The organism is Streptomyces sp. CA-243310 (genome assembly GCF_050936775.1).
Classification (GTDB): domain Bacteria; phylum Actinomycetota; class Actinomycetes; order Streptomycetales; family Streptomycetaceae; genus Streptomyces.
The window spans coordinates 3,231,383-3,257,807 of record NZ_JBNJMF010000002.1 but is presented as its reverse complement, the minus strand read 5'-3'; the positions used below and the strand labels follow the sequence as shown (position 1 = coordinate 3,257,807).

The following is a 26,425-nucleotide window of genomic DNA, read 5'->3' as shown; positions in this document are numbered from 1 at the left end:
AAGAACCTGGAAGGCGGAAAACAAGCGAGACTGACTCTGATAGAGTCGGAAACGCAAGAACGAAGGAAGCGCCCGGAGGAAAGCCCGAGAGGGTGAGTACAAAGGAAGCGTCCGTTCCTTGAGAACTCAACAGCGTGCCAAAAATCAACGCCAAAAGTTGATACCCCGTCCATTTCGGTGGATGAGGTTCCTTTGAAAAAGACCTGTGAGGTCGCAATCTTCGGGTTGTGGTGCTTGCAGGCGATTACACAGCGAGGACGCAGTGGTCGATCGGTCTTATTCCGACATGATCGGCCCGCTCTAAGTGCGTGTGCACCCGATTACGGGTAAACATTCATGGAGAGTTTGATCCTGGCTCAGGACGAACGCTGGCGGCGTGCTTAACACATGCAAGTCGAACGATGAAGCCCTTCGGGGTGGATTAGTGGCGAACGGGTGAGTAACACGTGGGCAATCTGCCCTTCACTCTGGGACAAGCCCTGGAAACGGGGTCTAATACCGGATAATACTCCTGCCTGCATGGGTGGGGGTTAAAAGCTCCGGCGGTGAAGGATGAGCCCGCGGCCTATCAGCTTGTTGGTGGGGTAATGGCCCACCAAGGCGACGACGGGTAGCCGGCCTGAGAGGGCGACCGGCCACACTGGGACTGAGACACGGCCCAGACTCCTACGGGAGGCAGCAGTGGGGAATATTGCACAATGGGCGAAAGCCTGATGCAGCGACGCCGCGTGAGGGATGACGGCCTTCGGGTTGTAAACCTCTTTCAGCAGGGAAGAAGCGAAAGTGACGGTACCTGCAGAAGAAGCGCCGGCTAACTACGTGCCAGCAGCCGCGGTAATACGTAGGGCGCAAGCGTTGTCCGGAATTATTGGGCGTAAAGAGCTCGTAGGCGGCTTGTCACGTCGGATGTGAAAGCCCGAGGCTTAACCTCGGGTCTGCATTCGATACGGGCTAGCTAGAGTGTGGTAGGGGAGATCGGAATTCCTGGTGTAGCGGTGAAATGCGCAGATATCAGGAGGAACACCGGTGGCGAAGGCGGATCTCTGGGCCATTACTGACGCTGAGGAGCGAAAGCGTGGGGAGCGAACAGGATTAGATACCCTGGTAGTCCACGCCGTAAACGTTGGGAACTAGGTGTTGGCGACATTCCACGTCGTCGGTGCCGCAGCTAACGCATTAAGTTCCCCGCCTGGGGAGTACGGCCGCAAGGCTAAAACTCAAAGGAATTGACGGGGGCCCGCACAAGCAGCGGAGCATGTGGCTTAATTCGACGCAACGCGAAGAACCTTACCAAGGCTTGACATATACCGGAAAGCATTAGAGATAGTGCCCCCCTTGTGGTCGGTATACAGGTGGTGCATGGCTGTCGTCAGCTCGTGTCGTGAGATGTTGGGTTAAGTCCCGCAACGAGCGCAACCCTTGTCCTGTGTTGCCAGCATGCCCTTCGGGGTGATGGGGACTCACAGGAGACCGCCGGGGTCAACTCGGAGGAAGGTGGGGACGACGTCAAGTCATCATGCCCCTTATGTCTTGGGCTGCACACGTGCTACAATGGCCGGTACAATGAGCTGCGATACCGTGAGGTGGAGCGAATCTCAAAAAGCCGGTCTCAGTTCGGATTGGGGTCTGCAACTCGACCCCATGAAGTCGGAGTTGCTAGTAATCGCAGATCAGCATTGCTGCGGTGAATACGTTCCCGGGCCTTGTACACACCGCCCGTCACGTCACGAAAGTCGGTAACACCCGAAGCCGGTGGCCCAACCCGTAAGGGAGGGAGCTGTCGAAGGTGGGACTGGCGATTGGGACGAAGTCGTAACAAGGTAGCCGTACCGGAAGGTGCGGCTGGATCACCTCCTTTCTAAGGAGCACAGTACCGATTGCAGACAAATGTTCTGCACGGTCAGCTCATGGGTGGAACGTTGATTATTTGGCACGGTCTTCCAGATGGATCACGAGTACTGCTTCGGCGTGGAAAGTGACTCACTGACGGAGGGTCGTGCCTGGCACGTTGTTGGGTATCTGAGGGTACGGCCGTAAGGTTGTATCTTCGCGATGCCGGCCCCAGTGAACTCGCCAGCTTGTCTGGTGGGGTGATGGGTGACTGGTCGTTGCTTGAGAACTACACAGTGGACGCGAGCATCTGTGGCCAAGTTTTTAAGGGCACACGGTGGATGCCTTGGCACCAGGAACCGATGAAGGACGTGAGAGGCCGCGATAGGCCCCGGGGAGCTGCCAACTGAGCTTTGATCCGGGGGTGTCCGAATGGGGAAACCCGGCAGTCGTCATGGGCTGTCACCCACTGCTGAACACATAGGCAGTGTGGAGGGAACGAGGGGAAGTGAAACATCTCAGTACCCTCAGGAAGAGAAAACAACCGTGATTCCGGGAGTAGTGGCGAGCGAAACCGGATGAGGCCAAACCGTATGCGTGTGATACCCGGCAGGGGTTGCGCATGCGGGGTTGTGGGAATTCTTTTGATCGGTCTGCCGGCCGGTCGGCGAGTCAGAAACCGTTGATGTAGTCGAAGGACATGCGAAAGGTCCGGCGTAGAGGGTAAGACCCCCGTAGACGAAACATCAGCGGCTTGCTTAAGAATCTCCCAAGTAGCACGGGGCCCGAGAAATCCCGTGTGAATCTGGCGGGACCACCCGCTAAGCCTAAATATTCCCTGGTGACCGATAGCGGATAGTACCGTGAGGGAATGGTGAAAAGTACCGCGGGAGCGGAGTGAAATAGTACCTGAAACCGTGTGCCTACAAGCCGTGGGAGCGTCGCTGTATGTGCTTGCACATACAGTCGTGACTGCGTGCCTTTTGAAGAATGAGCCTGCGAGTTAGCGGTGTGTAGCGAGGTTAACCCGTGTGGGGAAGCCGTAGCGAAAGCGAGTCCGAATAGGGCGATTGAGTTGCACGCTCTAGACCCGAAGCGGAGTGATCTAGCCATGGGCAGGTTGAAGCGGAGGTAAGACTTCGTGGAGGACCGAACCCACCAGGGTTGAAAACCTGGGGGATGACCTGTGGTTAGGGGTGAAAGGCCAATCAAACTCCGTGATAGCTGGTTCTCCCCGAAATGCATTTAGGTGCAGCGTCGTGTGTTTCTTGCCGGAGGTAGAGCACTGGATAGGCGATGGGCCCTACCGGGTTACTGACCTTAGCCAAACTCCGAATGCCGGTAAGTGAGAGCACGGCAGTGAGACTGTGGGGGATAAGCTCCATGGTCGAGAGGGAAACAGCCCAGAGCATCGACTAAGGCCCCCAAGCGTACGCTAAGTGGGAAAGGATGTGGAGTCGCAGAGACAACCAGGAGGTTGGCTTAGAAGCAGCCACCCTTGAAAGAGTGCGTAATAGCTCACTGGTCAAGTGATTCCGCGCCGACAATGTAGCGGGGCTCAAGCGTACCGCCGAAGTCGTGTCATTTCAGCAATAGGGCCAACGCCCGCTGGGATGGGTAGGGGAGCGTCGTGTGCCGGGTGAAGCAGCAGCGGAAGCTAGTTGTGGACGGTTCACGAGTGAGAATGCAGGCATGAGTAGCGATACACACGTGAGAAACGTGTGCGCCGATTGACTAAGGGTTCCTGGGTCAAGCTGATCTGCCCAGGGTAAGTCGGGACCTAAGGCGAGGCCGACAGGCGTAGTCGATGGACAACCGGTTGATATTCCGGTACCCGCTTTGAAACGCCCAATATCGAATCCTCTAATGCTAAGGCCGTGAAGCCGTTCCGGACCCTTCGGGGAAAGGAAAGTGGTGGAGCCGCCGATCCAAGGTGGTAGTAGGTAAGCGATGGGGTGACGCAGGAAGGTAGTCCAACCCGGGCGGTGGTAGTCCCGGGGTAAGGGTGTAGGCCGAGGGGTAGGCAAATCCGTCCCTCATTAAGGCTGAGACCTGATGCCGAGCCGATTGTGGTGAAGTGGATGATCCTATGCTGTCGAGAAAAGCCTCTAGCGAGTTTCATGGCGGCCCGTACCCTAAACCGACTCAGGTGGTCAGGTAGAGAATACCGAGGCGTTCGGGTGAACTATGGTTAAGGAACTCGGCAAAATGCCCCCGTAACTTCGGGAGAAGGGGGGCCATCACTGGTGATCGGATTTACTCCGTGAGCTGGGGGTGGCCGCAGAGACCAGCGAGAAGCGACTGTTTACTAAAAACACAGGTCCGTGCGAAGCCGTAAGGCGATGTATACGGACTGACGCCTGCCCGGTGCTGGAACGTTAAGGGGACCGGTTAGTGCGCTTTCGGGCGTGCGAAGCTGAGAACTTAAGCGCCAGTAAACGGCGGTGGTAACTATAACCATCCTAAGGTAGCGAAATTCCTTGTCGGGTAAGTTCCGACCTGCACGAATGGCGTAACGACTTCTCGACTGTCTCAACCATAGGCCCGGTGAAATTGCACTACGAGTAAAGATGCTCGTTTCGCGCAGCAGGACGGAAAGACCCCGGGACCTTTACTATAGTTTGATATTGGTGTTCGGTTCGGCTTGTGTAGGATAGGTGGGAGACTTTGAAGCAGCCACGCCAGTGGTTGTGGAGTCGCCGTTGAAATACCACTCTGGTCGTGCTGGATGTCTAACCTCGGTCCGTGATCCGGATCAGGGACAGTGTCTGATGGGTAGTTTAACTGGGGCGGTTGCCTCCCAAAGAGTAACGGAGGCGCCCAAAGGTTCCCTCAGCCTGGTTGGCAATCAGGTGTTGAGTGTAAGTGCACAAGGGAGCTTGACTGTGAGACCGACGGGTCGAGCAGGGACGAAAGTCGGGACTAGTGATCCGGCGGTGGCTTGTGGAAGCGCCGTCGCTCAACGGATAAAAGGTACCCCGGGGATAACAGGCTGATCTTCCCCAAGAGTCCATATCGACGGGATGGTTTGGCACCTCGATGTCGGCTCGTCGCATCCTGGGGCTGGAGTCGGTCCCAAGGGTTGGGCTGTTCGCCCATTAAAGCGGTACGCGAGCTGGGTTTAGAACGTCGTGAGACAGTTCGGTCCCTATCCGCTGTGCGCGTAGGAATATTGAGAAGGGCTGTCCCTAGTACGAGAGGACCGGGACGGACGAACCTCTGGTGTGCCAGTTGTCCTGCCAAGGGCATGGCTGGTTGGCTACGTTCGGGAGGGATAACCGCTGAAAGCATCTAAGCGGGAAGCCTGCTTCGAGATGAGTATTCCCACCTCCTTGAGAGGGTAAGGCTCCCAGTAGACGACTGGGTTGATAGGCCAGATGTGGAAGCCCGGTAACGGGTGGAGCTGACTGGTACTAATAGGCCGAGGGCTTGTCCTCAGTTGCTCGCGTCCACTGTGTTAGTTCTGAAGTAACGAACTGTGTTCATATCCGGTTGGTTAACTTCATAGTGTTTCGGTGGTCATAGCGTTAGGGAAACGCCCGGTTTACATTCCGAACCCGGAAGCTAAGCCTTTCAGCGCCGATGGTACTGCAGGGGGGACCCTGTGGGAGAGTAGGACGCCGCCGAACAATCATTGTGGGAAAGCCCCGCACCCTTCAGGGTGCGGGGCTTTTCTGCGTTCCGGACCCATTACGGTTCCCGTGGCCCGCGGCGCCGGCCGCAGTCGACACCCGGATGCCCGGCATGGGCTCGGAAGAGAACCGTGCCTGCGGCTCGTAGTGTGAACGTATGGGCTATGACCTCGTGATCTTCGACAACGACGGCGTGCTGGTGGACAGTGAGCCGATCTCCAACCGCATCCTCGCCGGGTACCTGACGGAACTGGGGCACCCCACCACCTATGACGAGTCGCTGCGCGACTACATGGGGGCCGCCGTGCACCGGGTGCACGATCTCGTGCAGGAGCGGACCGGGCAGCCGCTGCCCGGGGACTTCGACGAGACGCTCCATGCGCGGACCGCCGCTGCCTTCGAACGCGAGCTGCGACCCGTCGAGGGGATCGAGGACGTGCTCGGGGCGCTGACCGCACAAGGAGTCGCGTACTGCCTGGCCTCCTCCGGGAGCCACGAGAAGATCCGGGCCGGCCACCAGGCGGCCGGGATCGACGGATGGTTCGAGGAAGAGTGGATCTTCAGCTCGCAGGACGTGGGTCGGGGAAAGCCCGACCCCGATCTCTTCCTGCACGCGGCCGACCGGATGGGCTTCGCACCCGCGCGGTGCGTGGTCGTCGAGGACAGCCCGCTGGGGGTGCAGGCCGCGGTGGCCGCCGGAATGGACGTGCTCGGATTCACCGGGATGATGCCTGCCGACCGGCTCACCGGTGCGACCAGCTGCTTCGGCGACATGAAGGAGCTGACCCGGCTCCTTGGACTCGAGTCCTACTGACCGTTCCGGCGGCGGCCCGACCCGCCGGCCGCTCGGTCGATCACTGTTCCGAATCGGTATGTGATCTCTCTACCCACGGGTAGTCCGCGCCCCTACGCTGTGCCGCCATGACGAAAGACGTGCGGCTGCGCCGCGGGCGCGGGTCCCTGGGGTTCAGCTTCTTCGTGCAGGGCGTGACCTTCGCCCTCCTCGTGACGCGCATCCCCGCGATCCAGGACCAGTACGGGATATCCGACGGGCTGTTGCCCGCCTTCCTGGCCGCCGTGCCCATCCTCGCCGGCGTCGCCAGCGTCGCCACCGAGCACCTGGTGAAGCGCGTCGCGCCGAGCGTGGTGCTGCGATGGGCCCAGCCACTGGTGCTGTTGGCGCTGCTCGGCGTCGGCGCGGGCGATCAGATGTGGCACGTGGCGGTGGCCCTGGGGGCGTTCGGGTTCTCCGTCGGGGCGCTCGACGCCTCCATGAACATGCTCGGAGTCAGCCTGCAGCGGGCGTACGGGCGCAGCATCATGCTGGGCTTCCACGCCTCGTACAGCCTCGGCGGGATCGTCGGCGCCTCGGCCGCCTGGGCGGGGGCGCACTGGCACCTGGGGCTGTTCAGCAGCTACCTGCCCGCCGTGGTGGTGCTGTTGCCGCTCGTGGTGTTCGGGAGCCGGTACTACGTGGACAGGCGGGAGACCGCGGGGGTCCGGTCGGACGCCGAGAAGGGACTGGGGGCCGGCGGGTTCAAGCTGCTGCTGCCGCTGTGCCTGGTGATGGCGTGCGCGTACATCGGGGACTCGACGGTGTCGAACTGGAGCGCCAAGTACCTCCAGGACGTGCTGGGCAGTTCGGAGCAGCTCGCGACGGTCCCCTACAACGTGTACATGGTGACGACCCTGATCGGTCGGTCCGTGGGCGACCTGGGGGTACGACGCTTCGGGGCCGTGACCGTCGTGCGGGTCGGGACGCTGGTCGCCGCGCTCGGCTTCGGGGTGGTGGCGGTGGCGCCGGGGGCGTGGACGGGGATGCTCGGGTTCACGTTGTTGGGCATCGGGCTGTGCGTGATCGTCCCGCAGACCTTCGCGGCGGCGGGCCGGCTGTTCCCCGGGGCGTCGGCGGACACGGCCATCGCGCGGCTGAACATCTTCAACTACGTGGGGTTCCTCGTCGGGGCGCCGCTCGTGGGCGGCATCGGCGATGCCTGGAGCTATCGGGGCGCCATGCTGGTACCGATGGTGTTGGTGTTGGTGACGTTGTTCCATGCCCGCTCGTTCGGCTCGGACGGTGCCCGATACGGTGTCGGGCATGAGCGGCCGCGGGTTGTTGATGTGGGACGAGGCGGTAACGAGGTATGACTTCGGACCGAGCCATCCGATGGACCCGGTGCGTCTGGCGCTGACCATGGGCCTGGTGCGAGCCTTCGGGCTGGACCGGGAGATGGACGTACGGGCGGCGCGCGCGGCCGGTGATTCGACGTTGCGGCTCGTGCACCGCGAGGACTACGTCGCAGCGGTGCGCGAGGTGTCGGCGGACCCGGGGGTGGCCGACGGCTCCTACGGGCTCGGGACCGTCGACGACCCGGCGTTCCACGGCATGCACGAGGCGTCCGCGTTGATCGCCGGGCAGTCGGTGGCGGCTGCGGAGGCGATCTGGCGCGGGGAGGCCGGGCACGCGGTGAACTTCGCGGGCGGGCTGCACCACGCGATGCCCGGCGGGGCGGCCGGTTTCTGCGTGTACAACGACGCGGCGCTCGCCGTCGCGCGGTTGTTGGAGCTCGGTGCCGAGCGGGTCGCGTACGTGGACGTGGACGTGCACCACGGTGACGGGGTGCAGACGGCGTTCTGGGACGACCCGCGCGTGCTGACGATCTCGCTCCACGAGCATCCGCGGACTCTCTTCCCGCAGACCGGATGGCCCGAGGAGACGGGTGGGCCGGACGCCGAGGGATCGGCGGTCAATGTGGCGCTGCCGGCCGGCACCGGGGACGAGGGCTGGTTGCGTGCCTTCCACGCGAGCGTGCCGGAGCTGCTGGCGGACTTCCGGCCGCAGGTGCTGGTGAGCCAGCACGGGGCGGACACGCACTTCGAGGATCCGCTGGCACACCTCGCGGTGTCGTTGGACGCGCAACGTGCGGTCCAGGAGGCCTGTCACGCCCTGGCGCACGAGCATGCGGACGGTCGATGGCTGGCGTTGGGCGGCGGCGGGTACGCGGTGGTGGACGTCGTGCCGAGGTCCTGGACGCACCTGGTGGGGATCGCGGCGCACCGGCCGGTGGATCCCGGGGCGGCGGTCCCGGACGCGTGGCGCGACGAGGTGTACGCGCGGACCCGCGAGCCCGCGCCGCGCCGGATGACGGACGGGCGGACCGTCTCCTGGCGGGACTGGGAAGAGGGCTACGATCCGGCCGACCGGATCGATCAGGCCGTGCTGGCGATGCGCAAGGCGGTCTTCCCGCTGCGCGGGATGCTGACGTAGCGGTCCGGCCACGAGATGCATCGTTACGCCAACTGTGGGGCTGTTCGCAGGAATTGAGACTCCGCCCGGTTCGGTGCGGCAGCATCGGCAGGGTGTTGAGCACCGGAGCGTTGCGCGCGCATCTGCTGGCCGCCCGGTTGGCCGGGCCCGTCGCCACGTCGCGGGAGGAGAGCCTGCGCAGTTACCGGCTGTTCGCGGCGAGGGATCCGCGGCTGCTGCTGGGGCTGGACCCGGAACGGGGTTGGGGCGAGAGTGATCTGCTGAGGCTGATGGCGGACAAGTGCGGTGTCTCGGCGGACCCCGCGCACGTCAGCGGGCCGGACGTGATCGACCCGGAGCGGACGGTGGCCGCCCTGGAGGCCTTCGCGGGGAGGTTGGGCGAGGCGGCCGGGGCGCGGTCGCCCGTGCTGTTCGCGACCGGGCATCCCCACCGTCTCCTGGGGTTCTACGCCAGTTTGGCCGAGGCCCTGTCGGCGGTGGGATGTGTTGTCCTCACTCCGGCGCGGGGGGTGCGCATCGACATGGCGACCCGGTTCGGCGTACGCCCGCACAGCATCGACTACGTACGGGGAGTCGCATTGGTGCGGGAACCCGGCGCGCGGCCGGCGGGGAGTGCGACCGGCGCGCACACCCATTCACCGCTGCCGGTTCGGGTCGCGCTGGGGGCTCTGGCGGAGGCCGGCGAGCCACTGCCGGAGTTGGTGGTCGGGGACCACGGATGGGTCTGCGGTGCAGGTCAGCTGGGTGTGGACACGATCGGGCTGGCCGATACGGACGATCCCGCGCTGTTCGTCGGCGAGGCCGAGGGGCGGGTCTCGGTGGCTGTTCCACTTGATGACGGGGTGCGCTCGGACTACTACCGACCGCTCACGCGCTACGTGCTCGGTCGGGCGGGGCTGCCTATGCGCCAGGAGTGGCTGTAGCTCCTCTTCCCCACTCGTATCACACGCCCCTACTCTGGGGAGTGAGCGTGCGACGACGGGGCGTAACCGGAGGGGAAGCCGGTGCCCGTCATGCGCGGAAGGTCAAGGTGTGTCATGGCTGCTGGCGAGAGGCCTCTCAGTGAGGTTCAGTTCCTGACCGTGGCGGAGGTCGCCTCGGTGATGCGAGTGTCGAAGATGACCGTGTACCGCCTGGTGCACAACGGTCATCTGCCCGCTATCCGGGTGGGCCGGTCCTTCCGGGTCCCCGAGAACGCGGTTCACGAGTACCTCCGAGAGTCCTATGTGGGGGTGGAGTCGGCCTGAGAATGACCGGCGAAAGCCCTCGGATTACAAGCTCAGAGTTTGGGCGGGTAGGCTAGGCCGACGTAGGTCGTGTGGGCCCAGACGCCCCGCACCGTTCTCCGTCAACGCGGGGATGTTCCGAGAAGTGAGCGAGGGTAGTCGTGGGCTCTGTTATCAAGAAGCGGCGCAAGCGGATGGCTAAGAAGAAGCACCGCAAGCTGCTCAAGCGCACCCGCGTCCAGCGCCGTAACAAGAAGTAAACGGCAGCTGTACGTGTTCTCCGCAGCCCCTCCACCATCCTGGTGGAGGGGCTGCGGTGCAGCCGGGGTACTTCTTCGAGGGAGGCGCTGAGCTCGTGGGCAAGGTCGTGCTCGTCACCGGGGCTGCCCGGCAGCTGGGAGGCCGCTTCGTGCGGCGCATCCAGCACGAACCGGACGTCGAGCGGGTGATCGCGGTGGATGCCGTGAGTCCGTCGCATCGGCTCGGTTCTGCCGAGTTCGTGCGGACGGACATCAGACAGTCGGCCATCGTCCGGGTGCTCGCCGAGCATTCCGTCGACACGGTGGTCCACCTGGCCGTCACCGGGGGCAGTGCGGGGTCGGGCGGTGCGCGCAGCGCCGTCAAGGAAACGAACGTCATCGGGACGATGCAGCTCCTCGGGGCCTGCCAGAAGTCACCGACGGTGCGGCGGCTCGTGGTGAAGTCCAGTACCAGTGTGTACGGGGGCACCTCGCGGGATCCGGCGGTCTTCACCGAGACCACGCAGCCGAAGTCGCTGCCTCCGGCCGGCTTCGCGAAGGACGCCGCCGAGGTCGAGGGGTACGTGCGGGGCTTCGCGCGAAGACGACCGGACGTGGCCGTGTGCGTGCTGCGGTTCGCGAACATCCTGGGGCCGTACGCGGATTCCGCGCTCGCCGAGTACTTCTCGATCCCGGTGATGCCGACCGTGTTGGGTTACGACCCGAGGTTGCAGTTCGTTCACGAGGACGACGTGGTGGACGTGTTGCGGTTGGCGGCCGGGGAGCCCCGGCGCGGGACGCTCAACAGCGGGACCTTCAACATCGCGGGCGACGGCGTGTTGCTGCTGTCGCAGTGCGCGCGGCGGCTGGGGCGGCCCACGGTGCCGCTGTTGCTGCCCGCGGTGACGTGGGTGGGGTCGGCGCTGCGGGCGGTCGGCGTGACGGACTTCTCGCCCGAACAGATAAGGCTCCTGACGCACGGGCGGGTCGTGGAGACCACCCAGATGCGGGACACTCTCGGTTTCGCGCCCCTGTACACGACGGCGGAGACCTTCGCGGACTTCGCCCGGAGTCGGGGGAGCGGGCTGTTGCCGCCGGAGCGGGTCGGTCGCACGGTGGACCGGGTGGCGGGCATGCTGAAGGTGGACCTGTCGAGTGTGGAGCCGGTGGCCGAGGGAGCGAAGAGATAGTGGCGGACGCGAAAGTCATCCCGTTCGACGAGGACCGGCCGCGTCGGCGGCCGCCGCGGCGGGTGCGGGTCGCGCCACCGGTCGAGCCCGATCCCGTGGTGGAGCCGGTCCCGGCCGAGCCCGCGGCGGGCGGGGCGGGGTGGGACCGGAGGATCGCCGGCGGGCTGGCGTTCCTGCGGCGGCGGATCACCGGGGAGTACGAGGTCGACGACTTCGGCTACGACAAGGAGCTGACGGACCAGGTCCTTATGTCCTTGATGCGGCCGTTGTTCGACAAGTACTTCAGGGTCGAGGTCAAGGGCGTCGAGAACATCCCGAAGGAGGGGGGCGCGCTGATCGTGGCGAACCACTCCGGGACGTTGCCGCTGGACGGTCTGATGCTCCAGGTCGCGGTGCACGACCATCACCCCGCGGAGCGGCACCTGCGCCTGCTGGCGGCGGACCTGGTGTTCATGCTGCCGGTGGTGAACGAACTCGCCCGCAAGGCCGGGCACACGCTGGCCTGCGCGGAGGACGCGCAACGGCTGTTGGAGGCCGGGGAACTGGTCGGGGTGATGCCGGAGGGCTTCAAGGGGCTGGGCAAGCCCTTCGGGGACCGGTACAAGCTCCAGCGGTTCGGCCGGGGCGGGTTCGTGTCGACGGCGCTGCGCGCGGGAACGCCGATCGTGCCCTGCTCGATCGTGGGGGCGGAGGAGATCTACCCGATGGTCGGCAACGCGAAGACGTTGGCGCGACTGCTGGGGGTCCCCTACTTCCCGATCACGCCGACGTTTCCGTTGCTGGGGCCGCTCGGCGCGCTGCCGTTGCCGACGAAGTGGACGATCCAGTTCGGGGAGCCGATTCCCACGGACGGGTACTCGGCGGAGGCCGCCGAGGATCCGATGTTGATGTTCAACCTCACGGACCAGGTGCGGGAGCAGATCCAACACACGCTGTACCGGTTGCTGGTGCAGCGGAGGTCCGTGTTCTTCTGAGCGGGTCGGTGTGAGGGCCGGAGGGGACTGCGAGCAGTCCCCTCCGGCCTTTTCACTCGGTGTCCTCCGCCTGGATGCCCAGCCCCGGCAGGAGGCCGGGGAGGAGCGGCGGGAGGGTGATGTCCGGCTGCGGGAGCTCCGGAGTGGTGGACGGGGGCGGGGTGGACTGGTCCTGCGACGGCGGGTGGAGCAGATCGCCCGTACCGCCGAGGAGTCCGCTGCCGGGGGCCGGGGCCTTGCTGGTGCCCGGTGCCGGCGTGCTCGGGGTGGACGCCGCCGGGGCACCCGACGGGGGTGCGGACTTCTGTTTGCCCGCGGGCGCGCTCGGCTTCGCCGAGGTGCCCGGGGTGGAGCCGCGGGTCTGCGCCGGTGGCTTCGGCAGCAGTCCCTGGAGCGGCGCCACGTCCTCGTCTATGGCCTGGAAGACCGACTCCACTTCTCCGCCCACGTCGGTGAGCTGCGCCGGGAGCTTCTCCCGGAGCCTGCCCCACGCGTCGCGGTGGGAGCGGGAGAACGACGAGAGCGTCTGGATCGGCCCGAGGGAGCCGTCCCGTTCGTACGCCGCCTGGAGGAGCCGGTGGCCCTCCGCCGCATCGTGTTTCATTCCCGCCAGCGCTCGGCGGATCTCGCCCAGGGACTCGTGGTCCAGTACGCCCGTCCGGCCCCGCTCCATCAGCCTGCGGGCCTCCGACAGCCGGTTCGAGGCCTGGTCCAGGTACAGCTCGCCCCGGTCCGAATCCTCGTCGGCCATCCCCAGCTTCAGATCCTCCATGCCCCGTTTGACGGGGTAGAGGGAGTCACCCGGTAGGGCGTCCGTGCTGGCAGCGGCCACGCCGCTGAAGGCCCCTGCGGCCACACCCACGGTGAGGCCACCTGCTGCGATGCCCTTGGACCAGCGGGAGCGGGGCCGCAATTTCCGGAGCGACGTCGCCCGGTGGGCGCCGCGGCCGGTCCGCTGTTCGGGCACCAGAGGGTCGGCGGCGGCGCCTCCGGCCCTCTCCTCCTTCACCATGGCCTCCATGGCTGCGACGAGCTGGGCTCGTTGCACCACTTTGACCTCGGGGTCCAGCGCTGGGCGCGGCATTTCGCCGAGCACGCTCGCCAGGGCCAACAACCGGTCGTGGTCGGCAGGTTCGGCAGGTGCCTCGGACTGCTCGGCCGCCGGGTCCGGTTCCGAAAGGTCGGATGGGGTCCGATCCTCCAGGGCCTGGGCGAAGGCGTTCGCCCGCCGGTGCGGAGTCACGTTCGCGATCACTGGCGGCACCTCCTCTCGTCATGACGATCGACTCCCCAAGGTGTCCGGAAGGTTGCCTTCCTTGAGCACATCCACACTTTCGAGTGAGCGGCTTCGGGCAGGGCGTGTCCACAGGGAGCCTGCATTCCGCACAACGAGCGGCGCGGCACTTGGGTTACGGACGAAGGATGATCGGACCACAGCGTCATCAGAGTCATCGGCAGGGGTTACAGAGTGTGAGTAGGGCCGCGGTCAGCGGGCGTCGTCCGGGAGCAGGCGGGCCAGCGTGCGCACCGCCCGGTACTGGAGCGTCTTGATGGCGCCCTCGTTCTTCCCCATGACCCTGGCCGTCTCGGCGACGGACAGGCCCTGGAGGAAGCGCAGGGTCACGCATTCCTGCTGCTGCGGGTTGAGTTTTCGCACGGCCTCCAGGAGGGCCGCGTTGGAGAGGGATTCGAGGACGGAGTCCTCGGGGCTGCGTTCCACCTCGTTGGCGTCGAGCATCTCGCCGGTGGTGACCTCCAGCCGGAAGCGGCTGGACTTGAAGTGGTCGGCCACCAGGTTGCGCGCGATCGTCACGAGCCAGGCCCCGAAGTCCCGGCCCTGCCAGGTGAAGGTGGAGATGCGGCGCAGCGCGCGCAGGAAGGTCTCGCTGGTGAGATCCTCCGCGGTCGCCTTGCCGCCGACGCGGTAGTAGATGTAGCGGTACACCGTGTCGCTGTACTGGTCGTAGAGCCGGCCGAAGGCCTCGGCCTCGCCGGCCTGGGCGCGTTCGACCAGGTCCATCATGCGGGCCTGGTCGCTGTCCGCCGTGGGGCGGCGGGCGGCCGGCGCGCCGGCGGCGGTGCCGCCCGAGCGGCCGCGTCTGCCCACCGTCGCTCCGCCGTCGGTCAGGGCATAGCAGGGACCGGCCGGACCGAGGCCGGCAGGGATGGCGGCGAAGGCGGGGACGGCGTACGCGGTGGGGACGAAGCCACGCAGGTGGTCGAGGACCGTTGCGCGCAGCGTAGCCAGGCCCGAGGCGTCAACCCCGACAGGTGGGTACACGGGACTCCCAGAGGCAGAGCTTCCATCACGTGCAGTGCGGGACCGTTCACCCGTCGTGGCGACAGATGGGCGGTGGCATGCGTTTGAGGAGAATAACGCTTCGTACAGGCAGCGCTACACCCAGTTGCTCAAATCACCGGTTACGACACTTCTGTTGCGTGTCGAGGGCATATTCGGTCGCGGATGGTGATCGATTCTTGATCGGTTGGGTGCGCGGAATGGAAGCTTCCACGGTGGCTCGCGACCGAGTCGGGCCTGCGGGACTGCCTCGCCGGACGCGGGGGCAAGGCTGGGGGGATGACCGCCGGGCGGTCCGCCCGGGGATGGCGAAAAGCCGCCGGGCGCGGGCCGGGCGGCTTTTCGCAGGCGGGATGAGGGGGCCGGGGTGGAGCGGTTACCTGCGGCGGCGGTGCAGGGCGATGGCGGCGGCGGTGCCGCCCGCGAGCGCGCCGACGCCGGCGGCTGCCGGGACGCCGACCTTCACGGCCTTGCGGCCGGTCCGATAGTCGCGCAGTCGCCAATCGTGGGCACGGGCATGCTTGCGCAGTTTTGTGTCGGGATTGATCGCGTACGGATGTCCGACGAGCGACAGCATCGGGATGTCGTTGTGCGAATCGCTGTACGCGGCGCAGCGGTCGAGGTCCAGGCCCTCGGCGCCGGCCAGGGCGCGCACGGCCTCGGCCTTGGCGGGGCCGTGCAGGGGTTCGCCGACCAGCCGGCCGGTGTAGACGCCGTCCACGGACTCGGCGACGGTGCCCAGGGCTCCGGTCAGGCCGAGGCGGCGGGCGATGATCGTGGCGGTCTCGACGGGGGCGGCGGTGACGAGCCAGACCTTCTGGCCGGCGTCGAGGTGGGCCTGGGCGAGGGCGCGGGTGCCCGGCCAGATTCGCTCGGCCATGTACTCGTCGTAGATCTCCTCGCCGATGGACATCAGCTCGGAGACCCGGTGGCCCTTGACGATGGACAGGGCGCTGTCGCGGGCGTCCTGCATGTGCTCGGGGTCCTCGACGCCCGCGAGTCGGAACCAGGCCTGCTGCCAGGCGAAGCGGGCGAGTTCGCGGCGCTGGAAGAACTCGCGCTTGTAGAGGCCGCGGCCGAAATGGAAGATCGCGGCGCCCTGCATGACGGTGTTGTCGAGGTCGAAGAAGGCGGCGGCGAGGTCGTCTCCGGGGACCGGGAACTCGGGCTCGGCGGGCGCCTGCGGTACTTCGGCGGCTTCCGCTTCCGCGATCGAGCGGGTGGCGTCCGGCGCGTCCGGCGTCGGATCCGGAGTCTCGTCGAAAGGTGGCGCCTCGGCCTGAGCGGTCTTGCGCGCTGCCTCGGCAGAGGCCTCGCCTGCCAGCACGCTCCGCGCGGTCGCGGAGCGCCTACGGGGGGTGAGCCATCCCAGAGCGGCCATGACGCGAGCATAGCCATTGTGTTCGGGAGTTCCCGAACCGATGGGAAACGGAGGTGTGAACTCTGCGGGGCGCGCGGTCCGCGTGCGGGGGTCGCGGGCGGCGCGGGTCGTTCCGTACGGGCGGCCGGCGGGCGTCGTCGCGGGGTCCCGGCGGCCGTGGGGGCGCGGGACAATGAGGACATGAGTCCACTGCTGCGTCGCAAGGAAAAGAAGCGCCCCGAGGAGCGGCTGGTCACGCTCGTGGGGAAGCCGGGGTGTCACCTGTGCGACGACGCCCAGTCGGTGATCGAGGAGGTCTGCGCGCAGACGGGGGCGCGGTGGGAGAAGAAGGACATCTCGCAGGACGAGGAGCTCTACCGCCGCCATTGGGAGCAGATTCCGGTGGTGCTGGTGGATGGTGAACAGCACACCTTCTGGAGGGTGAACCCTGAGCGGTTGCGTCGGGCATTGGAGGGCTGACCCTCCAGGCAGTTACCATCATGGGCGATTTATGGGGACTCGGGGGCGTATCGATGAGGAGTGTGTACCGTTTTGCCCCCCTCGGGATTTGAACGGGTTCGGCCCGTTCCGGGTTCCCGTGCCGCAGTACCGACCCGCGTGACCCCGGTCACTTTGCTCGGACAAAGCGGACACAATCTTTGTGCACGCGTTCACAAAGACATAGCCTGCATTCGACGGGGCGGTCCTGGGACAAGTGGCCGCCTGCAGCCCCGCTCATCCCGCAGGAGCATCGTGGCAACTGGCCGAACTCACCGACCGGCGACCCGCAGCCGAGGTATTCCCGAGGCCACTGTCGCCCGGCTTCCGCTGTACTTGCGTGCCCTCACCGCGCTCTCCGAGCGATCGGTGCCCACGGTGTCCTCCGAGGAGCTCGCGGCCGCCGCCGGAGTCAACTCCGCGAAGCTGCGCAAGGACTTCTCGTACCTGGGTTCCTACGGGACCCGCGGCGTCGGCTACGACGTCGAGTACCTCGTCTACCAGATCTCCCGCGAGCTGGGCCTGACCCAGGACTGGCCGGTCGTCATCGTCGGCATCGGCAACCTGGGCGCGGCCCTCGCCAACTACGGCGGCTTCTCCGCGCGCGGCTTCCGCGTCGCGGCGCTGATCGACGCCGACCCGGCCATGGCCGGGAAGCCGGTCGCCGGCATGGCCGTGCAGCACACCGACGAGCTGGAGAAGATCATCGAGGACAACGGCGTCTCGATCGGGGTCATCGCGACCCCGGCCGGCGCCGCGCAGCAGGTGAGCGAGCGGCTCATCGCCGCCGGGGTCACCTCCATCCTGAACTTCGCGCCCACCGTGCTGTCGGTTCCCGAGGGCGTGGACGTGCGCAAGGTCGACCTGTCCATCGAGCTGCAGATCCTCGCCTTCCACGAGCAGCGCAAGGCCGGTGAGGGGGCCGCTGCCGCCGCTGCCGCCGGGGCCCTGTCGGACGACGAGGCCACCGGTACGGGAGCCGCTCCCGCCGCCGCCGTGGTCCCGCCCGCGGGACGCGCCACCACCACCACCTCGCGCAAGGGCAACCCCGAGGGTGACGTGCCGGCGGTGATGCCGGCATGAGTCTGCTCGTCGTAGGGCTGAGCCACCGCAGCGCGCCGGTCAGTGTGCTGGAGCGGGCCTCCCTGTCCGCCGATGCCAAGGTGAAGCTGCTGCACGACACCCTCGCCGCCGAACCGGCGACCGAGGCGACCGTGCTGGCCACCTGCAACCGGATCGAGCTGTACGCGGACGTGGACAAGTTCCACGCCGGTGTCGCCGAGCTGTCGACGCTGCTCGCGCAGCACAGCGGGGTGGCCCTGGAAGAGCTCACCCCCTATCTCTACGTGCACTACGAGGACCGGGCGGTGCACCACCTGTTCTCGGTGGCGTGCGGGCTGGACTCTATGGTCGTCGGCGAGGGGCAGATCCTCGGCCAGATCAAGGACGCGCTGGCGCTCGGGCAGGAGCAGCACACCGCCGGGCGGCTGATCAACGACCTGTTCCAGCAGGCGCTGCGGGTCGGCAAGCGGGCGCACTCGGAGACCGGGATCGACCGGGCCGGGCAGTCGCTGGTGACCTTCGGGCTGGAGCAGCTGGCCGTCCACGAGCCGGTGGACCGTTGGGCCGACGGCAAGCGGGCGCTGGTGATCGGCGCCGGCTCGATGTCCTCGTTGGCCGCCGCGACACTGGCGCGGGTCGGGGTCGCCGAGATCATGGTGGCGAACCGGACCATCGAGCGCGCGGAGCGTTTGGCCGAGATTCTGGTTGCCTCGGGCACCGGGGTGGCGGCTCGGGCGGTGCCGATGACCCGTGTGGCGGATGAGCTGACACGTGTTGACGTGGTCGTGTCCTGTACCGGGGCCACCGGGCTGGTGCTGACCGGCGACGACGTCGCGGACGCGCTGTCCAGGGGCTCCGCCCCGATCCCCGCGCCGCAGGCGCCGGCGGATCCGGGCGGCTCCCCGGCGGGATCCGCGGGGCGGGGTTCCGTCCCTGCGGCGGTCTCCGCGCCCCGCAAGGCGACGGGCTCGGGCGGCGTCCCGGTTCCCGCGCGGGACGGGTTCGCCGATGCCGAGGTCCTGGCGCGGCTGGTGGCCGCCGCCGAGGGCGGGCGGCGGCTGGCGGACGCCGGGGCCGCGCGGACCCTGACGGCGGTCGCCGAGCGCGACGACTGCCCGCTGGGCCTGGACGCGCCGACGTCCGACGGGCGTTCCGCGCTCACCGGGGTCGACGCCAACGCCCTCGAACTGCACGGCACCTGGGCCGACCAGGGTGAGGCGGCCGCCCAGCGGCAGCCCCGCCGGAGCCGGCCGGCCGTCGTGAACGGCGCGAGCGTACGGCTCGCGCTCCTCGACCTGGCGATGCCGCGTGACATCGACGCCGCCGTGCACCGGGTCCCCGGGGTGCGCCTCGTGGACATCGAGTCGCTCGCCGAGGCCTCCGCCGACGCGCCGATGGCCGCCGACGTGGACGCCGTGCGGGCGATCGTCGCGGAGGAGGTGGCCGCGTTCGGGGCCGCCCAGCGGGCCGCGCACATCACGCCCACCGTCGTCGCGCTGCGCGCCATGGCCGCCGAGGTGGTGGCGATGGAAGTGGCCCGGCTCGACGGCCGGGTGCCCGACCTCGACGACCGGCAGCGGGCCGAGGTCACCCAGACCGTGCGCCGCGTCGTCGACAAGCTCCTCCACGCGCCGACCGTGCGCGTCAAGCAGCTCGCCAGTGAGCCCGGCGGCGCCGGGTACGCCGAGGCGCTGCGCGAACTCTTCGACCTCGACCCTCAGACGGTGGCCTCCGTCAGCCGGGCGGACGCGGCCGATCCGAAGAACGACGACCCAGGACGGGCATCATGAACACACGTCCCGACCAGCCCCTCCGGCTTGGCACGCGACGCAGCAAGTTGGCCATGTCCCAGTCCGGGCACGTCGCCGAGGCGGTGCGGGCGGTCACCGGCCGTCCCGTCGAGCTCGTGGAGATCACGACCTACGGTGACGTGTCCCGCGAGCACCTCGCGCAGATCGGCGGCACCGGCGTGTTCGTCACGGCGCTGCGCGACGCCCTCGTGCGGGGCGAGGTCGACTTCGCGGTGCACTCGCTGAAGGACCTGCCGACCGCGCAGCCCGACGAGCTGGTCATCGCGGCGATGCCGCGACGGGAGGACGTGCGCGACGCGCTCGTCGCCCGTGACGGCCTGAGCTTCGAGCAGCTGCCCGACGGCGCGCGGATCGGTACCGGTTCGCCGCGGCGCACGGCGCTGCTCAACGCGTACGCCAGGAGCATGGGCAAGGTCATCGAGACGGTCCCGATCCGCGGGAACGTCGACACCCGGATCGGCTTCGTGCGCGACGGGGAACTGGACGCCGTGGTCCTCGCCGCCGCCGGGCTGAACCGGATCGGCCGCGGTGACGAGGCGACCGACCTGCTGTCCGTGGACAACGTGCTGCCCGCACCCGGCCAGGGAGCCCTGGCCGTGGAGTGCCTCGCGTCCGCCACGGACCTCATCGCCGCCCTCGGTGAACTCGACGACTCGTACACGCGAGCCGCCGTGACCGCCGAAAGGTCTCTGCTCGCCGCCCTGGAGGCCGGCTGCAGCGCGCCCGTGGGCGCGCTCGCCGACCTGTTGGCCGACGGGCAGGTTGTCAATGAAATGCGCCTGCGGGGTGTCGTCGGAACGCTCGACGGCTCGACGCTCGTGCAGCTGTCCACCACCGGTCCCGTGCCCCAGTCTCACGACGAGGCCATGGCGCTCGGACGCGAACTCGCGGACGAGATGCTGGCCAAGGGCGCGGCCGGTCTGATGGGGGAGCGATCCCTTTGAACCCCTCAATCCCCACCCACTCCGCTCTTGTGGCGGTCGCCGCCCACGGGCGCGTCACCTTCCTCGGTGCCGGGCCCGGCGACCCGGGCCTGCTGACACTGCGCGCCGTCGAGGCGCTCGGCGCTGCGGACGTGCTGATCGCGGAGCCCGAGGTGCTCGAAGTCGTACGCACCCATGCTCGCGCGGGCGTCGACACGCCGCAGCTGACGGTGGCTGACGAAGTGTCAGCAGCCGCCGGTGTCCCGGTGATCCGTGATGCCGCCAATCTTGTCATGGAGGCCGCGCGGTCCGGCAGGCGGGTGGTCCGTGCCGTCACGGGCGACCCCGGTCTCGACGGCAACGCCGCCGAGGAGATGCTGGCCTGCGCGACCGCGGGCATCCCCTTCGAGGTGGTGCCCGGTGTCGCGACCGCCGTGGGCGTGCCCGCTTACGCGGGTGTGCCGCTGAGCGGCGGCCGGGACGCCAAGGGCACGGACGTGCGCTTCGTCGACGCCCGCAACGCCTCGGCGCGCTGCTGGAGCGAGGTCGGCGCGAGCGACGGGATCCTCGTGGTCTCCGCGACCCTGGAGACCGTGTCCGCGGCCGCCGCCGAACTGGTGTCGTCCGGGCGCAAGCCCGACACCCCGCTCACCGTGACGGTGGCGGGCACCACGACGCGGCAGCGGACCTGGAACGCCACCCTGGGGACCATCGCCCAGGTGTTCAAGCAGGGGAAGGTGCTGCCCTCGCCCGAGGGCGCGCGCCCCGTGATAGCCGTGGTCGGTGAGCACGGCGCGGCCGCGCGTCACGAGGACCTGGCCTGGTTCGAGTCGAAGCCGCTGTTCGGCTGGCGGGTGCTGGTGCCGCGCACCAAGGAGCAGGCCGCCTCGCTCTCCGACCAGTTGCGTTCGTACGGCGCGGTGCCGCACGAGGTGCCGACGATCGCCGTGGAGCCGCCGCGCACCCCGCAGCAGATGGAGCGGGCGGTCAAGGGCCTGGTCACGGGCCGCTACGAGTGGATCGCCTTCACCTCGGTGAACGCCGTGAAGGCGGTGCGCGAGAAGTTCGAGGAGTACGGGCTGGACGCGCGGGCCTTCGCGGGCATCAAGGTCGCCGCGGTGGGCGAGCAGACCGCGGCGGCGCTGGTGGAGTTCGGCGTGAAGCCGGACCTGGTGCCGAGCGGCGAGCAGTCGGCCGCCGGGCTGCTGGAGGACTGGCCGCCCTACGACCCGGTCTTCGACCCGATCGACCGCGTCTTCCTGCCGCGGGCCGACATCGCGACGGAGACGCTGGTCGCCGGGCTGATAGAGCTGGGCTGGGAGGTCGACGACGTGACGGCCTACCGGACCGTGCGCGCGTCGCCGCCGCCGGCGGACACGCGCGAGGCGATCAAGGGCGGCGGTTTCGACGCCGTGATGTTCACGTCGTCGAGCACCGTCCGCAACCTGGTCGGGATCGCGGGCAAGCCGCACAACGTGACCGTCATCGCGTGCATCGGGCCCGCGACGGCCAAGACCGCGGAGGAGCACGGGCTGCGCGTGGACGTCCTGTCGCCGGAGCCGTCGGTGTCGAAGCTGGCGGAGGCGCTGGCCGAGTACGGTGCGGCGCGCCGCGACGCGGCCAAGGAGGCCGGCGAGTCGGTGGCCCGGCCGAGCGAGCGACGGCCGGGAGCGCGACGCCGACGCACGACGTGAGCCGGTGAGTCCGGTCCGCCGGCCGGTCGAACGGCCGGCCGGGCGGGGCGAGGAGTGACGGGCGCGGCCCGGGTGCGTGTGCGCCCGGGCCGCGCCCGTTTCCGGCGGCGCACCGGGCCGCGCACCGTTCGCGCGGTGTGCGGCCTCGGGCCCTGTCGTCGAAGTGGCGCCTGGCCCGCGGCGCCCGGTACCGCACCTCGCCGCGTTGTCGGGGCACCCGAGTACGTCCGGTACAAGGGCGCCCCTCCGCCTCGCGATGCACGGCACCGGACACCGCGGGCCCTACCGGCGCCACTTCGACGCCAGGACCTACGCTGGGGGCGACTGCTGTCGAAGTTCGAAGAGGCGACTGAAGATGAGCGCGTACGGATCCTTCCCCGGTTCGCGGCCCCGCCGGCTGCGCACGACTCCGGCGATGCGGCGGATGGTCGCGGAGACGCGGCTGCACCCCTCGGACCTGATCCTCCCGGCGTTCGTGCGCGAGGGCATCAGCGAGCCGGTCGCCATCGCGGCGATGCCGGGCGTCGTCCAACACACCCGGGACACGCTGCGGAAGGCGGCCGTCGAGGCGGTCTCGGCGGGGGTCGCGGGGATCATGCTCTTCGGGGTTCCGGCGGACGAGAACAAGGACGCGCGGGGCACGGCGGGCACCGAGCCGGACGGGATCCTGCAGCTCGCGATCCGCGACGTGAAGGCCGAGGTCGGTGACGACCTGGTGATCATGTCGGACCTGTGTCTGGACGAGTACACCGACCACGGGCACTGCGGCGTCCTGGACGAGCACGGGCGCGTGGACAACGACGCGACGCTGGAGCGGTACGCGGAGATGGCGCAGGTCCAGGCGGACGCGGGCGTCCACGTGGTGGGGCCGAGCGGGATGATGGACGGCCAGGTCGGCGTGATCCGTGACGCGCTCGACGAGACGGGCCACGAGGACGTCTCGATCCTGGCGTACACGGCGAAGTACTCGTCGGCGTTCTACGGTCCCTTCCGGGAGGCCGTCGGTTCCTCGCTCCAGGGCGACCGCAAGACGTACCAGCAGGATCCGGCGAACGCCCGCGAGTCGCTGCGGGAGCTGGCGCTGGACCTGGAGGAGGGCGCCGACATGGTCATGGTCAAGCCGGCGGGCCCCTACCTGGACATCCTGTACCGGGTCGCGCAGGCCGTGGACGTACCGGTCGCGGCCTACCAGATCAGTGGCGAGTACGCGATGGTCGAGGCCGCCGCGGAGAAGGGCTGGATCGAGCGCGACCGGGCGATCCTGGAGACGCTGCTCGGCATCAGGCGGGCGGGCGCGGACACGATCCTGACCTACTGGGCGACCGAGGTCGCGGGCTGGCTGCGCGAGGCGCGCTGACCCGTCGGGCGGTGCGGTGGGTCAGCCCTTGCAGGCCTGGCGGAAGGCTGCGCCGACTCCCTGGCCCCAACCCTTCCAGTAGTTCTCGCTGTGCTGCTGGGTCTTGTCGGCCGTCGGGCGGCTGTCGCAGCTCTTGGCGGCTGCCGTCTTGCCGACGCCGAAGCCTTCCTTGAAGCCCTGCCGGTAGTCCGCCTGGGCGTTCTGCGGGGGCTTGTTCGGCTTGGACGTGGGGGAGTCGGGGCTGGGCTTCGCGAGGACCTTGCAGTTGACGAAGATGAAGTTCTGGTCCTCGTTGACCGCGAGGACCGTGTAGTTGACGTTCTTCTGGAAGCGGGTCTCCCGGAAGTTGCCGCTCGCGTCGACGTTCAGCGGCTGCGTGCTCTCGCCGTCGTTGAGCTTGCGGGGGGCCGTGAAGCCCTCGCCGGTGATGACGACGGAACCGGTCGGACCGGGCGTCACGGTGCAGCTCGCGGTGGGGACCGCAGCGCCGGCGGTGGGCGCGAGGAACGCGGCGCCGCCGAGGGCGAACGAGGACGCGACGAGCGAGGTGACGGCGACGCGTCGTACGCGTCGAGTGGTGCGGGACATGAGCTGCTCCTGTCGAGGGGGAGTCGAGGAGATCGGGACGGGGGAATGGCGGGCGGCTCTGCGAGCCGCCGGCCCCCGGGTCCCTCTTCCATCGTGCGTCGCCCGCCGCGCGCCGGCGACCGGCGGAGGTCGCGGCCCGGCGCCGGCGGGCGCACCCTGGAAGCAGGGTGATCCTGGAGGTGGTGCAGCATGTCCACGCTCGTCGGATGGCACGTGGAGCTGGAGTTCTCCGAGGAGGGGCACCGCACGGGTGCGGCGGCCATGGTGAGGCTCGCGGACGGCTCCGAGATGAGGGCGCACGGCTATGCCATGCGCCACCCGTCGGACCCGGATCAGTTGCGGGTCGGCGAGGAGATCGCCGGCGCCAGGGCGCTGATGGATCTCGCGGGTCAGATGTTGCAGAAGGCGCACACGGAGATCGACGAGGCCACGGGCCGGCACTCGTACCCGCTCAACCGCTGATCCCGCTCAACCGCCGGCCTCGGCCCCGTCCCGGCGCGCACGTCGGGGCGGGGTCAGGGCGCGCAGCGCCCATTCCAGCGGGCCGCGCCGCAGGGCGCTGCCGCGCAGTGCGTACTGCCAGGTCCCGCGATCGGGTCCGGGTGGCCAGTGCCCAGGGGTGTTCGCGGGCGACGGCCTCCAGCAGGGGTGCGCGGCGGCCCCCGGGGTGCAGGGCGAGCCAGGACGGGCCGTACCCGGTGAGGGGTGGGGGGTCGGGCCGACGTGGACCGCGAACATGCCGAGGACGGCGATGCCGCGGGCCGCGTCGAGCCCGGTGAGTCGATTGGCTCCCATGCGGAGTGGGAGGGGCAAAGCGCGGTCCGAGGTTGCGTAGAAGGCCCTGGTACGTGCCTTTTCCTCGGTTCCGCCGTGCCGAGGGCGTTCTAGACGCCGACCCAGTCGGTCAGGCGGGTCCAGGTGCCGGGGGCGAGGGTCAGGGTGGGTCCGTGCGGGACCTTGGAGTCCCGCACGTGCACCTGGCCGGCGGCGCAGGCGCAGGCGGCGACCTCGACGCACTGGCCGCCTTCGTCACCGCTGTGGCTGGACTTGCGCCAGGCGACGGCGACTTCGAGGCACTGGCCGCCCTCGCTGCCGCTGTAGCTGGACTTGAACCACGCGAGTTCGGTGCTCATCGCTCTCCTGACAGCCGGTCCAACAGGTCCCTCGTCTCATCGAAGTTGAGGGCCTGGGATCGCAGCATCGCATACTTCTGAGTGAGGATGCTGACCTCGTTCGGGTCGCGCACGAGGATGCTGCCGCGCTGGGTTTCGGAGTACGCGAGGTGCTGGTGCTCGGGGGTCTCCAGCAGGGTGAACGGGCCGTCGAGACCCGCGTGGGCGGTGATGCCCAGCGGCAGGATCTGGAGGGCGATGCCGGGGCGGTCGGCGCAGGCGCGCAGGTGTCGGACCTGCTCGCGATGGACCGCCTTGCCGCCGATCCGGTCGCGCAGGGCGGCCTCCCAGATGACGAAGCTGAGCGTGGGCGGGGCCGGGCGGCGCAGTATCTCCTGACGCTTGATCCGACGGGCGGTCTGGAGCTCGATCCACTCCTCCCCGTGGTACGGCACGCGGCAGCCGAGGACGGACCGCGCGTACTCCTCGGTCTGGAGCAACCCCGGCACGGTCAGCGTGTCGTACCAGGACAGGGCGAGCGCCTCCAGCTCGCGTTCCATGTACTCCTCGGCCCACGGCGGGATGCTGTCGACCTCGGGCATCCTGTTCGCGGCGACCGTCAGCATCCCGGGCAGGCCCAGGATCCGGTCCATCCGCTCCGCGACGTCGGGCATCAGGACGCGACGGCCCTGCTCGATGGAGGCCAGCGTCTCGATGTCCATCGGCACTTCCAGCGCGAGTGCGCGCTGGGTCAGTCCTTTGGCGAGCCGGCCGGCGGCGACCATCTCGCCGACCATCTTCATCGCGGTCGAATTGGGCCGAGGCCTCTTCCTTGGTGGCATGCAACCGAACTCCCCACCTGCGCCCGAGTGATAGCCGTACCAACCCGTACTCAGTGAGGAGTACGGGTCGGTCGTCTGCGCCACGCTAGTCACGCACCGCGACCATCGCCCCGTGAACGTGAATATTCAACCCGCCCTGGTGCGGGAGCGGTTCTATCCGCGCAGCCGCCAAACCGTGCGTGCTGCAAGGGAGTTCCTGGGCGAGACCCTCGACGCGTGGGAGGTGACGGGCCGCCGGGACGACCTGTTGCTCTGCGTGAGTGAGCTGGCCACCAACGCCCTGCTGCACGGCGTCCCGCCCGGCCGGGGCTACCGGCTGCGGTTGCTGCGCTTCGAGGGCGCGGTCCGGATCGAGGTCCACGACAGCGGGGGCGGGCGACCCCGGATCGAGGACCGGGACGTGCGTGTGGAGGGGGGCCGGGGGCTGCTGCTGGTCGCGGCGCTCGCGGACCGGTGGGGGGTGGTGGCGTGCGTGCCCGGGAAGGTGGTGTGGTGCGAGTACGACACCTGAGGAACCCCC

At 68.3% G+C, this 26,425-nt stretch carries 23 protein-coding genes and 3 rRNA genes; 19 read left to right on the top strand and 7 right to left on the bottom strand.

Annotated features, from left to right (window positions below; all coding sequences use genetic code 11):
- Window positions 1-333 precede the first annotated feature (333 nt).
- From ACQEVM_RS32165 to ACQEVM_RS32115, 11 genes are all read left to right on the top strand, one after another.
- Window positions 334-1,858 (top strand): 16S ribosomal RNA (locus ACQEVM_RS32165).
- Window positions 1,859-2,144: 286 nt separating this feature from the next.
- Window positions 2,145-5,267 (top strand): 23S ribosomal RNA (locus tag ACQEVM_RS32160).
- A gap of 74 nt (window positions 5,268-5,341) precedes the next feature.
- Window positions 5,342-5,459, top strand: a 5S ribosomal RNA gene (gene rrf, locus ACQEVM_RS32155).
- The 16S, 23S and 5S rRNA genes sit together here, the layout of an rRNA operon.
- Before the next feature lie 160 nt (window positions 5,460-5,619).
- Window positions 5,620-6,276 carry an HAD family hydrolase gene (locus ACQEVM_RS32150; RefSeq protein WP_433084836.1) on the top strand — a complete coding sequence of 219 codons (657 nt, stop codon included), beginning with the start codon at window positions 5,620-5,622 and terminating at the stop codon, window positions 6,274-6,276.
- Between the two features lie 107 nt (window positions 6,277-6,383).
- Window positions 6,384-7,610 (top strand): MFS transporter, encoded by a 1,227-nt coding sequence (locus tag ACQEVM_RS32145; protein ID WP_433084834.1) that lies wholly within the window; start codon window positions 6,384-6,386, stop codon window positions 7,608-7,610.
- A complete protein-coding gene (locus tag ACQEVM_RS32140) occupies window positions 7,561-8,730 on the top strand; it encodes an acetoin utilization protein AcuC (RefSeq protein ID WP_433084832.1) in 1,170 nt (389 codons plus the stop codon). The genes ACQEVM_RS32145 and ACQEVM_RS32140 overlap by 50 nt, the downstream gene beginning before the upstream one ends.
- A 92-nt stretch (window positions 8,731-8,822) precedes the next feature.
- On the top strand, window positions 8,823-9,653 hold the full coding sequence (locus ACQEVM_RS32135) for a phosphatase (protein ID WP_433084830.1): 831 nt from the start codon (window positions 8,823-8,825) through the stop codon (window positions 9,651-9,653).
- Between the two features lie 114 nt (window positions 9,654-9,767).
- The gene (locus ACQEVM_RS32130; RefSeq protein WP_008738568.1) at window positions 9,768-9,977 is read left to right on the top strand and encodes a helix-turn-helix domain-containing protein; all 210 of its coding nucleotides are present in this window, start codon (window positions 9,768-9,770) and stop codon (window positions 9,975-9,977) included.
- Between the two features lie 140 nt (window positions 9,978-10,117).
- Window positions 10,118-10,216, top strand: a complete 99-nt coding sequence (locus ACQEVM_RS32125) for a 30S ribosomal protein bS22 (RefSeq protein WP_003948845.1) — start codon at window positions 10,118-10,120, stop codon at window positions 10,214-10,216.
- Window positions 10,217-10,311: 95 nt separating this feature from the next.
- Window positions 10,312-11,385, top strand: coding sequence for an NAD-dependent epimerase/dehydratase family protein (locus ACQEVM_RS32120; protein WP_433084827.1), 1,074 nt, complete (start codon window positions 10,312-10,314; stop codon window positions 11,383-11,385).
- Entirely contained in the window at window positions 11,385-12,359 is a 975-nt protein-coding gene (locus ACQEVM_RS32115) for a lysophospholipid acyltransferase family protein (RefSeq protein WP_433084825.1), read from the top strand. Before ACQEVM_RS32120 ends, ACQEVM_RS32115 begins: the two co-directional genes overlap by 1 nt.
- Window positions 12,360-12,411: 52 nt before the next feature.
- Here the strand turns inward: ACQEVM_RS32115 and ACQEVM_RS32110 are convergent, their stop codons facing one another.
- From ACQEVM_RS32110 to ACQEVM_RS32100, 3 genes are all read right to left on the bottom strand, one after another.
- Window positions 12,412-13,614, bottom strand: a complete 1,203-nt coding sequence (locus tag ACQEVM_RS32110) for a DUF5667 domain-containing protein (RefSeq protein ID WP_433084823.1) — start codon at window positions 13,612-13,614, stop codon at window positions 12,412-12,414.
- Between the two features lie 231 nt (window positions 13,615-13,845).
- Window positions 13,846-14,640 (bottom strand): ECF subfamily RNA polymerase sigma factor, BldN family, encoded by a 795-nt coding sequence (locus ACQEVM_RS32105; protein WP_433084821.1) that lies wholly within the window; start codon window positions 14,638-14,640, stop codon window positions 13,846-13,848.
- 394 nt (window positions 14,641-15,034) lie between these two features.
- Complete coding sequence (locus ACQEVM_RS32100) at window positions 15,035-16,039, bottom strand: HAD-IB family hydrolase (RefSeq protein WP_433084819.1); 1,005 nt, start codon at window positions 16,037-16,039, stop codon at window positions 15,035-15,037.
- Window positions 16,040-16,219: 180 nt separating this feature from the next.
- On the opposite strand from ACQEVM_RS32100, the gene ACQEVM_RS32095 reads away from it, so the two are divergent.
- From ACQEVM_RS32095 to hemB, 6 genes are all read left to right on the top strand, one after another.
- Window positions 16,220-16,498, top strand: a complete 279-nt coding sequence (locus ACQEVM_RS32095) for a glutaredoxin family protein (RefSeq protein WP_351750059.1) — start codon at window positions 16,220-16,222, stop codon at window positions 16,496-16,498.
- A gap of 273 nt (window positions 16,499-16,771) precedes the next feature.
- On the top strand, window positions 16,772-17,599 hold the full coding sequence (locus ACQEVM_RS32090) for a redox-sensing transcriptional repressor Rex (protein ID WP_433084816.1): 828 nt from the start codon (window positions 16,772-16,774) through the stop codon (window positions 17,597-17,599).
- Window positions 17,596-19,368 carry a glutamyl-tRNA reductase gene (locus ACQEVM_RS32085; protein ID WP_433084814.1) on the top strand — a complete coding sequence of 591 codons (1,773 nt, stop codon included), beginning with the start codon at window positions 17,596-17,598 and terminating at the stop codon, window positions 19,366-19,368. Before ACQEVM_RS32090 ends, ACQEVM_RS32085 begins: the two co-directional genes overlap by 4 nt.
- On the top strand, window positions 19,365-20,333 hold the full coding sequence (gene hemC / locus ACQEVM_RS32080; protein ID WP_433084812.1) for a hydroxymethylbilane synthase: 969 nt from the start codon (window positions 19,365-19,367) through the stop codon (window positions 20,331-20,333). Before ACQEVM_RS32085 ends, hemC begins: the two co-directional genes overlap by 4 nt.
- Window positions 20,330-22,006: a uroporphyrinogen-III synthase gene (locus ACQEVM_RS32075; protein ID WP_433084810.1), complete on the top strand. Its 1,677-nt coding sequence runs from the start codon at window positions 20,330-20,332 to the stop codon at window positions 22,004-22,006. The genes hemC and ACQEVM_RS32075 overlap by 4 nt, the downstream gene beginning before the upstream one ends.
- A gap of 355 nt (window positions 22,007-22,361) precedes the next feature.
- On the top strand, window positions 22,362-23,363 hold the full coding sequence (gene hemB / locus ACQEVM_RS32070; protein ID WP_053682953.1) for a porphobilinogen synthase: 1,002 nt from the start codon (window positions 22,362-22,364) through the stop codon (window positions 23,361-23,363).
- A gap of 21 nt (window positions 23,364-23,384) precedes the next feature.
- On the opposite strand, the gene ACQEVM_RS32065 is transcribed toward hemB, so the two are convergent.
- Window positions 23,385-23,951, bottom strand: a complete 567-nt coding sequence (locus tag ACQEVM_RS32065) for a hypothetical protein (protein WP_433084808.1) — start codon at window positions 23,949-23,951, stop codon at window positions 23,385-23,387.
- Between the two features lie 189 nt (window positions 23,952-24,140).
- Here ACQEVM_RS32065 and ACQEVM_RS32060 point away from each other — a divergent pair, with 189 nt between their 5' ends.
- Window positions 24,141-24,413 carry a DUF1876 domain-containing protein gene (locus ACQEVM_RS32060; protein ID WP_053682948.1) on the top strand — a complete coding sequence of 91 codons (273 nt, stop codon included), beginning with the start codon at window positions 24,141-24,143 and terminating at the stop codon, window positions 24,411-24,413.
- 6 nt (window positions 24,414-24,419) lie between these two features.
- On the opposite strand, the gene ACQEVM_RS32055 is transcribed toward ACQEVM_RS32060, so the two are convergent.
- From ACQEVM_RS32055 to ACQEVM_RS32045, 3 genes are all read right to left on the bottom strand, one after another.
- On the bottom strand, window positions 24,420-24,746 hold the full coding sequence (locus ACQEVM_RS32055; RefSeq protein ID WP_433084806.1) for a hypothetical protein: 327 nt from the start codon (window positions 24,744-24,746) through the stop codon (window positions 24,420-24,422).
- 89 nt (window positions 24,747-24,835) lie between these two features.
- Complete coding sequence (locus ACQEVM_RS32050) at window positions 24,836-25,084, bottom strand: DUF397 domain-containing protein (protein ID WP_433084804.1); 249 nt, start codon at window positions 25,082-25,084, stop codon at window positions 24,836-24,838.
- Window positions 25,081-25,866 (bottom strand): helix-turn-helix domain-containing protein, encoded by a 786-nt coding sequence (locus ACQEVM_RS32045; protein WP_433084802.1) that lies wholly within the window; start codon window positions 25,864-25,866, stop codon window positions 25,081-25,083. The genes ACQEVM_RS32050 and ACQEVM_RS32045 overlap by 4 nt, the downstream gene beginning before the upstream one ends.
- A 151-nt stretch (window positions 25,867-26,017) precedes the next feature.
- Here ACQEVM_RS32045 and ACQEVM_RS32040 point away from each other — a divergent pair, with 151 nt between their 5' ends.
- Entirely contained in the window at window positions 26,018-26,416 is a 399-nt protein-coding gene (locus tag ACQEVM_RS32040) for an ATP-binding protein (RefSeq protein WP_433084800.1), read from the top strand.
- The last annotated feature ends 9 nt before the right edge of the window (window positions 26,417-26,425 follow it).